5 protein-coding genes are annotated in these 9,094 nt (G+C 64.3%); all 5 read left to right on the top strand.

What is annotated here, in order from left to right; genetic code table 11:
- Window positions 1-751: 751 nt before the first annotated feature.
- Window positions 752-1,561 carry a hypothetical protein gene (locus ACGWYJ_RS38030; protein WP_395111474.1) on the top strand — a complete coding sequence of 270 codons (810 nt, stop codon included), beginning with the start codon at window positions 752-754 and terminating at the stop codon, window positions 1,559-1,561.
- A 606-nt stretch (window positions 1,562-2,167) separates the two neighbouring features.
- Complete coding sequence (locus ACGWYJ_RS38025; protein ID WP_395111472.1) at window positions 2,168-3,166, top strand: LuxR C-terminal-related transcriptional regulator; 999 nt, start codon at window positions 2,168-2,170, stop codon at window positions 3,164-3,166.
- A gap of 43 nt (window positions 3,167-3,209) precedes the next feature.
- On the top strand, window positions 3,210-5,030 hold the full coding sequence (locus ACGWYJ_RS38020) for a S9 family peptidase (RefSeq protein ID WP_395111471.1): 1,821 nt from the start codon (window positions 3,210-3,212) through the stop codon (window positions 5,028-5,030).
- 59 nt (window positions 5,031-5,089) lie between these two features.
- Window positions 5,090-6,349 carry an MFS transporter gene (locus ACGWYJ_RS38015; RefSeq protein WP_395111470.1) on the top strand — a complete coding sequence of 420 codons (1,260 nt, stop codon included), beginning with the start codon at window positions 5,090-5,092 and terminating at the stop codon, window positions 6,347-6,349.
- A gap of 1,665 nt (window positions 6,350-8,014) precedes the next feature.
- Window positions 8,015-8,305 (top strand): hypothetical protein, encoded by a 291-nt coding sequence (locus ACGWYJ_RS38010; protein WP_395111469.1) that lies wholly within the window; start codon window positions 8,015-8,017, stop codon window positions 8,303-8,305.
- The last annotated feature ends 789 nt before the right edge of the window (window positions 8,306-9,094 follow it).

Raw genomic sequence — 9,094 nt, 5'->3', positions numbered from 1 at the left:
GTATGCAGGACGGCGTTGCTGGCCAGCTCGGCGACCACGGTCGCCACATCCTCCTCTCGCCCAGTGCCCGCGGCCAACGACTTGGCGAACAGCCGCGCGGATGTCACCATGTCGGCCCTTCCTGAGTAGGTTCGCCGCCAGCGCATCGGTTCCGGGCCCCATAGCCACTCGGCCGCAGTGCACATCTTCCAGTTTCCTCTCATCATTCAGCGGAATCCTTTCCTCGGTTTGAAGGGGCCGGCCGCGCGAACCCCCCTCGTATCGCGCGGTCGGCCGGGACTAAGGAATAACGCCTTCATCGTCCGGGTCAAGCCACCCTCCAAGAAACTTCACCACCATGCGGCCGTCCGAAGAATCGGCACGCCACTTGTCGCGATCGCCCGTCCAATGGCCGCTCCTGAAGTCTCGCCGGGCCTCGCACAGCAAATTAGGCAAAATCGACCTTTTATGGATATACGACCCCACTGAGCGGTCACAGCTCAAGCTCATTACCCGATTCTTGCTCGGCCACCTGCCGTTCTCTGAAGAGCCAGGTCAGGCCGGATATCGGCACATCCCTGCGCTTGACCCTCTCGCATCCACCAGCCCCTCAATCCCGAGTTTGCGCAGGTCACAGCGGATCTAGACACGAGACCGGCACCTTGCACACAGACTCTGGATGGCCTGATCTGCCCGTGCAGCGCTCATGAACTGCCCACGCTGTGGCGGATACCTGGCGGCGCCCAAACGCCACACCACATCGGGGGTCGTCATGTCCAGCAACCCAGCCATCAGCCAGAACCTGGGCGACACCGCTCTGGCCGACACCGCTCTGGCCGACAGCGCTACACCGCGGTGGACCAACGCGCTCAAGGTCGCGGAGATGAGCTTCAGGCTCCTTACCACCGGGCCACACCCGCTCGCGATCAACGGATGCGATCTCGGGCACGGGCTTCCCGCCCGCCAGATCGACCTCGAAGAACTGCGCGGAATGATGCTTGCCAAGTCAGCCACCGACGCACTCAAGGACGCCGTGTGGGCAGAACTGGTCACGCGTGCCCGCTCCGGCGACCCGGCATGGACCATCGGCTGCGTCGGGGTGGCGATGCCCGGCCTGAAGGCCATCGCAGCCCGCGTAATCCAAACCAGTCCGGCAAGGCACGGCGACGACATCGTCTCGGAACTGCTCACCGAGTTCGTCGCCCAATTGGCACGCGTCGACATCCGGCGCCCGAACATCGCTCCGCGCCTACTCCTGTGGGCACGCAAAGGAGCACTTCGCGTGCGCGGACGCGAACTTCGTCACCGACTCTGTGATCCCGCGCAGATGCCTAGCCATCCCATCCTCACCGGAGAAGCCGGGCCCGAGACCGTCCTCGAAGAGGCCGTGCGTCAGGAAATCATCACCGCAGCATCCGCATCCCTGATCGCCAGGACACGGTTGGACGGAGAAACCGTTCGAGATCTCGCGGTCGAACTGGGCATTCCCGCAAGTCGGCTCTACAGGCAGCGCAGGACCGCCGAGAAAAGACTCGTGAACGCGCTCCGCGCAGGCGACCTCTCGACCACGCCGATCGGCTGACCGGAGGAATCCCAAGTGAGAGCACCCTTGGCTCCGCCCAGAGCCCCTGGCGGAGCCAAGGTGCTTCTTCTAGTGCTCGTCGCCGACCAATGGCAACAGGGTCATCACCATCCCCGGTGCCGTCCCACCGAGTCAACGCTGGCGGCGTTGCCAGCGATGCTGCGGCTCGGCTCAGCGAGGAAAGTGCGCGGGGTGCGGCCCCCGACCGACAGTTCTAGATGGTGGACTTCGGCGCCGATCTCATCGCGTCTCGCCGTGTTGAGATCGCGGTGCTCGGGTGTACGAGTCCGTAGACACTCGGGGACCGCGCTGCCCGACGGTCGCTCACTCATGCTGCGAGATGGCGTCGAAACGGACGTGGGTGGCCGGCCGAACCGCGCGATGCTGGCGACGTAGGTCTTGGTGCGACGGCGACGGTGTGCAGGACCGCGACAGCTGTACCTGTCACAGGCCCAGCAGGGCCAGCCTCGCGTCCGTGGACTCGTCGATGCTGGTCACGTGCCTACCTAGGGAACTACGACCAGCCGACCGGCAATCGTGATGTCACCCGTTTCGCATTGCCGCCAGCAACGACGTTGCTACTCTCGGTTGATCGGGGGGTGTCGAATGGAGGCTGAGGCAGAGCAGACGGCGAATCGGTTGCTGAAGGGGATCGTCTCTGATGACCTCCTTGATCCGTACATACGGTTGCTGGAGCAGAACGGCTGTGTGGAGGCCGAGGCGCAGGACCTGGTAGGGAGTCGTGACGCCGTCGAAGCGTTGACGAGTTCCGGCATGGCGCATTTTCAGCCCGAGGGACCAGGTTTGCCAGCGCGGTTGGTCCCGGTTGCTCCGGAGTTGGCGTTGCAGGTGGCGTTGGCGGAGTTGTCTCGCCAACTGGTCCGTGATCATGAGCGCGTTACCGAAGGGCAGCGCCGGCTGACTGAGACGCCTCCTTCCTTGGGGTCATGTGCTGCTGGGCCGCTGGATCGACTGGTGCGGATCCTCACCGAGCCTTCGGAGATCAGTGACACTTCGCGCGCACTGATCGGTACGGCGCGACGGCACTGGCTGACCCTGGAGAACTTCGTCATGGAGCGGCCGTTGGAGGAGCTGGCGGCGATGCCGCCTCCCCCGTCGTTCGATGGTGAGGTGGTGTCGCGGACGGTGTATGAGGCGTCATGTATCGAGCATCCCGTCGGCGCGAAAATGGTCCAGATCCATGTTGATGCGGGCGATCAGGCACGGATCGTGCCGCGGATCAGGATGAAGATGAAGATGGCCGATGAGGCGATCGCGTTGCTGCCGCTCACGCCGACCGGCTTGTCGGGTGCGTTGCTGATCCGGTCGTCGGTCGTGGTAAGTGCGCTGCGCGAATACTTCGAGTTGATGTGGGAGCGTGGCATCCCGCTCGGAGCGGCGAAGGCCGAAGTGCCGCTGTCGCCTGCACGCAGGCAGATCCTGACCCTGCTGGCGCAGGATCTGTCGGACGAAACCATCTCCCGGCGGACGGGACTGAGCGTGACGACGGTCCGGCGGCACATCACGGCGATCCGCGAGAAGCTCGGTGTGGAAAGCCGGTTCGCTGCGGGAGTCGCCGCCGTCCGCCGTGGCTGGCTGGACTGACCTTGTTCCTGGTTCCGTTCACATGTTGAGGAGCAGCACGGTCATGCCTGAGTTCCAGGATTTCGTTCCGCAGGAGCGGTTGCGTCCGGTCCTGGCGTTGTCACCGGACGGCAGGATGGTGGCGTATTCCAGTAACGCTCATGGGTCGTACGACCTGTGGGTTACGCCCGTGGCAGGCGGAGGTGCTCGTCGGCTGACACGGCTCGTCGATCGCGGGGTGCGAGAAATCGCATGGGCACCGGACGGCAAGAGCTTGGTGTTCACTGCCGACCGGGAAGGCGATGAGCAGTACAGGGTCTACCAGGTCGGTGTGGACGGGGAAGAACCAGCGCCACTCAGCCGTGGGCCGGAGTGCCAGCGGGTCCTGGCGGCGGTTCCGTTCGATCTGACCGGGCGGTTGCTGGTTTACGCGGCTAACGATCGCGACCGCACGGTTCAGGACGTCCTGGTGCATGACCTGGCCGATGGCTCCGAGCGCCGGATCGTCCCGCCTGAGGGGGTGGTGTTCGAGGCGATCGCGGTTTCGCCGGACGGGCGGTGGCTGACGATCAGTGGCCGCAGTTCCAACACCGACGTCGCCGCTTACCTCGCCGACCTCACCGAGCCCCGTGTTGAGCCGGTGTGCGTGACCGCCGGGTTGGACGGGCGATTCTTCGAGGCGGGTCCGTGGGATCCAGACTCCACCGGGTTCTATCTGCGTACGGATCTCTGGGGTGAGTTCACCGCTGGCGCACGCTATGACCTGACGACCAAGACCTTGAGTTCGGCCGCCCGGCACGACTGGGATGTGGAGTACATCGAGGCCGCCGGTGACGTGCTCGTGTGGTCGGTGAACCAAGATGGCCGCTCCACCCTGTACGGGCGTCGCCGGGATGTGCCGCTGGCTCTTGCGGAGATCCCGGCAGGCGTGGTGTCGGTGCTAAAGCTGGCCGCCGATGCAAGGCATGCCGTCATGCTGCTCAGCACCGCGTCGCGGCCTACCGAGGTCGCGGTCTTGGAATTGTCGGACGACCATGTGGGCCGGTTCCGGTATCTGACCGACACGCGTCCGCCCGCACTGCGGGTCATCGAGCCGGTCCAGCCCGAGCCGGTCGCCTATCGGTCCTCACGCGGGCGGGACGTCCACGCGCTGCTGTATCAGCCCAACGACGGCGGCAGCGGTCCCCGTCCTGTCTTGTTGTCCATTCACGGCGGCCCCGAAGCGCAGGAACGTCCTGGGTACGCCTACGCCGGTCTGTACCAATACCTCCTCGCCCACGGGATCGCGATCCTGGCTCCCAACATCGCGGGCTCGGTTGGATACGGACTTACCCACCAGCGGCTGATCTATCGTGACTGGGCCGGCGTCGACTTGGAAGACCTCGACCATGCCGTGCAGTACCTGATCGCTCATCCGGGGGTGGACGCACGTCGAATCGCCGTGTGGGGAGCGTCGTACGGCGGCTTCGCGGCGTTGTCGTGCCTGGCGCGCCTGCCCTATGACTGGGCGGCGGGGATCTCGTTGTGCGGCCCGACCAACCTGGTCACGCTCGCCTCGGCCTGCCCGCCTACCTGGAAGGTCTTCGTTGCCAACGTCCTGGGAGACCCTGGCACCGACGCCGACGAACTGACCCGGCGCTCACCCATCACCAGAGCGGACGACATCACCGCCCCGCTCATGGTCATTCAGGGCGCCAATGATCCCCGAGTCCCGCGCAGCGAGTCCGATCAACTCGTCGACCTGCTGCGCAATCGCGGGGTGCAGGTGCGCTACGACGTCTACCCCAATGAGGGCCACGGCTTCGCCAACCGCCGCAATGAGATCCGTGCCTACCAGGACATGGCCGAATTCCTCATTGCCCACCTGACCAAACCGTCCAGCTAGGGCAGGCGCATCCGCCATCCCCCGGCCGGCCCACCCGACCCAGAAGCGAGCTGAGCGCCGTGTCGAGCTTCCTTGCGCCCATCCTGCTGTTCAAGAACGCCGCGGTGGCCCCGCTACTGGTCTCCCGCATCATCTCGAGCGCGAGCGTGGGCTTTGGGCAGATCGCGCTCACCTGGGGCGTGCTGGCCATGGAGTACGGTCCACGGGATCTGTCGATCGTGCTGGCGTGCAACGCCTTCCCGGCCTTGCTCATCGTGTTCGGTGGCCTGGTCGGTGATCGATACCGGCGCCACCATGTCCTTATCACCGCTGAGCTCCTGGCATGCGGCTCATGGATAGCGCTCGGTACCGCGTTCTGGACCGGCGACGCCCCACTCACAGTCGTCTGCCTCTTCGCCGCCATGGGAGGTATCGCGACCGCGCTGTTCATGCCGACGCTCCGCGGCATCGTGGCCGACCTACTTCGGAGTGACGACCGTCCCGCCGGCAACGCCCTGGTCAACCAAACCCAGTCGGTCGGTCTGCTGGTCGGCCTCGTCTCCTCCGGCGTGGTCGTCACCGTCATTGGGCCTGCGTGGGCCGCCGCCGCACGCGGCATCCTCTGCGGGATCAGCGCCCTCGTACTCTCCCGCCTCAGCACACCCCGGCCGACGCTGACCAGGACCGGGTTCGTCACGGATATGCGCGTCGGCTGGCGCGAGTTCGTGAGGTATCCCTGGGTCTGGATCATGACGCTCCAGTACATGGCGGTGACGACCGCGCTGATGTGCTACGCCAAGATCGCAGGCCCCCTGTACGCCAACGACGGCAACGGAGGCGCATACGCCTGGGGAATCATCAGCGCCGCTGAACCCCTCGGCGCGCTGGCAGGAGCCCTGATCGGCGCCAGACGCAAGCCAGGACGAGGAGTCATCGCGACAGCGCTCCTGCCCACTTCGGCCGCGGCGCCGATGGCGTTGATGAGCGGCGGCGCACCCTGGCCCACCATCGCCCTGGCCGCACTCCTACCCGGGACTCTGCTGGCCATCTACTACGTGCGCTGGACAACGACGCTGCAAGAACAGTTCCCCTCGCACGTGCTCATCCGAGTGAACAGCTGGAACATCATCGCCAGCTATTCGATCATGCCGCTGAGCCTGGTCCTGTCCGGCCCGATCGTCGCGCATCTCGGCCCACAGGCCATCGCTCTGGCATCCGCCATGCTGACGATCGTCGCCACGCTACTGACCCTGCTCATCCTCCGCCCGGTAGCGCATAAGCCGACCGAGCTGCCGGTGATCGCACGTAAGACGCTGCCTTCCTCTGGCGATCGGCGCTGATCCGATCGGGCCGGCCCCGCTGCCTGTACTAGGCCAGGGATGCTTTTCCCGTTACGTCAGTAGACGGAGCTAAGGCTGAGCCGTCGGTGGCGCTTGGGGTGCACAAGGACCTCAAAAGGTGGCATTCGCACGGATGGTGCCACATCTCCACCATCTGGCTTTTCGTGCCACCAATCGATCTCTTGCGAGCCGTCTGAACGGTGGATCACGGTGACTGGTATTGGTCAATGAGCAAAAGTCGTCACGGCTCGGAGACTGCCAGGAGCCATCGCATCCGGCATTGTGGCGTGGGTGTTTGGCACGCTGCTGGTAGCAGTGCGCCCGGGCCAACCATGGCGACTAGTCGTCAGACAGAGTTTCAAGCGTTGAGAAGTCGTCGCAGCCTCGGTTTTCATCGTCTCCAGCAACGCAACCCAGGAGGCGACATGTCAAAGAAGGCCAGTCAGCCAAAGCCCCGGAACAAATCGGTACTCAACCGACCTCCGATGCACACGCCCGCCCAGTGCCTGCGGGAAAACGCCAGATCGCAAGGGCGCAGCTTCGGGTACCGTCCGGTGAGCGGTCTCGTCGCCTGGAGGCCCAGCCGGCTCGTGCGCACGCGGGTACTTGAGTCCATCCAGGGGGAACTCACCACCGCAGATCGTGCCCGCCGCTTCCACAGGCTCTGCGACGTCCCTCGGCCTCGTGCCGTCCCCAATACCCCACGGCACCCGCTGTCCAACAACCAGATCGATCTGCCACCCGATCTACCGCCGTGCAGGCCACCGCGCCTCACCAACGCGAACGGTTCAGGGGTAGGCCGTCGTCCGGTCGACCGGCTGTTCGACAAGCAGGCGGTAAGACATCGCCGTACAGGCATCTCCTGGATCTAGGTGCTTGCGGTCACCCGAAGCCAGTCTGTCTCTAGTTCCTGAGGCGCATTGATCTCCCTCGGCCTCCCCGTGTTCTGGCCTCCCCGCACCACACGGCGGGGCCGAGGGCCAATCGGTCACCATTTCGCGCAGATCACCCGCACAGGTATCCACCGAATTCGGAGGTATCTCGTCATGCTCGCACCGGCCATTCGCCCGCTGGTCGATTCTGCCGCTCTGGCCGCAAAGAGAAACCTGGAGATCGACTTCCCTCCATGGCGGGTCATCATCACAGACAGGGGCAACTGGTGGGCCCTACGGGGCCCTCTCCCTCCCGATCGGATGAACGAAGTCGACGTCCTTACGGCCAAGACACCCGTAGAGCTCCGATACCTTCTTGCCCAACATGCAACGGGCTAATTTGCGCGATTATAACCAATATTCCATTCACCACAGAACGAGAAGCGCAATCCAGCCCAACTGGCAAGTCTCAGCAGACCATGCCGCCAACAGGGGAGGAGCCGACATGGGTAGGCATGATACGGGCACGGCAAGGATAGCTTTTACGGTCGCAGGCCGCTTGGCAATGACACTCGCGACCCTTACGGCCCTATCGGGCTGCGCCGGAGGTCAGAAGGACGTCCAGCTGCCAACCCCATCGAGGCAAGCGCCACAGGGGGCTCCAGGCGATCGAGCCAATGCCGCAGCGTCAGAACTCGAAGTCGCGAAGAGCTCTTATAGAGAATTCGTCACAGTCCTGGGCCAAGCGGACTCACTTCCCGACACGACCCGCAGGCAGCAGCTGTCAAGGTACATGATCGATCCGCAGCTTTCACATGTCCTCAAGATCGTTACGCGACACAAATCCGATGATCTCGCCACGTATGGATCTGTCATCGTGAACATCCGCAGCGTGGACATCCAGAACGGGCGCGCCTCCGTGCGGGATTGCCAGGACGCCACAAATTCCGGGCTTCGCAATACACGCACCAACAAGAAGATCAATCGCGGCGTCCCGGACAGGCATATCGAGGCCACACTCAGGAAGGGACCAGATGGGCGTTGGCGGGTGAGTGAGTACAACCTCCTCAAGGAGGATTGTTAAATGCACGCACTCATCGCCGGCCTCTTTATAAGTGAAGTAGTTCTCCGCGTGATCCCCATCCAAGCCGCATCACCTGTCGAGCCACTTCCTCCAACGGCGGACATGGACAGTTACATTCTAGGCACCAAAAAGGCGGGAAAACCCGCTGGGCCTCCCGAGGCAACCAAGCCGCGTCCTGCACAGAGCAACTCGTCCGACTCTCCCCTCCCATACGAGTCGTGTGCGCCGTGGATCCTTCAAGGGGGTTCCCCGATCTGCGACGTTCCGGCGTCCCCGAAGCCAGGACGTAGAGGCTCGCCAGCGGAACTGGCGGCATCAGCCTGGAAAAGGCTTCCGATTCCGCTGCCAAATGTGCGGACGGCTCCGCCCAGAGGCACACAAGGCTTGGTAGGCCGACCGCACTGGTTCTGGGTGACCAACGGCGGCCCACTGAGTGATCGTGCCGAGGCTGGTGGAGTGTGGGTGCAACTCACTGCCAGACCGCAAACTTTGATCATCTATCCCGGTCACGGCCAATGGCCGTTTCGGTGCACAGGCACCGGCACCCCGTACGATCCGTCGCGACCCGCGGCCTGGCAACGCAGCAAGTGTTCCTACATCTTCGCTCGTTCGTCGTCTGGTCTGCCGGGCGGGGCATTTCGAGTACGGGTGACGGCGGTGTGGGGCGGGTCCTGGACGGGATCGGGTGGGGTGGGGGGCGAATTGCCGCCACTGAGCCGGTCGGTGGATTTCCCGGTTCGGGTAGTCGAGGCGCAGAGCTTGTACAGATAAGCACAACGACGGGGGGCC

It is taken from the genome of Actinomadura sp. SCN-SB (genome assembly GCF_043906805.1).
Classification (GTDB): Bacteria; Actinomycetota; Actinomycetes; order Streptosporangiales; family Streptosporangiaceae; genus Spirillospora.
Note: the sequence above shows the minus strand (reverse complement) of the source record. Positions and strands in the feature narration are given on the sequence as shown.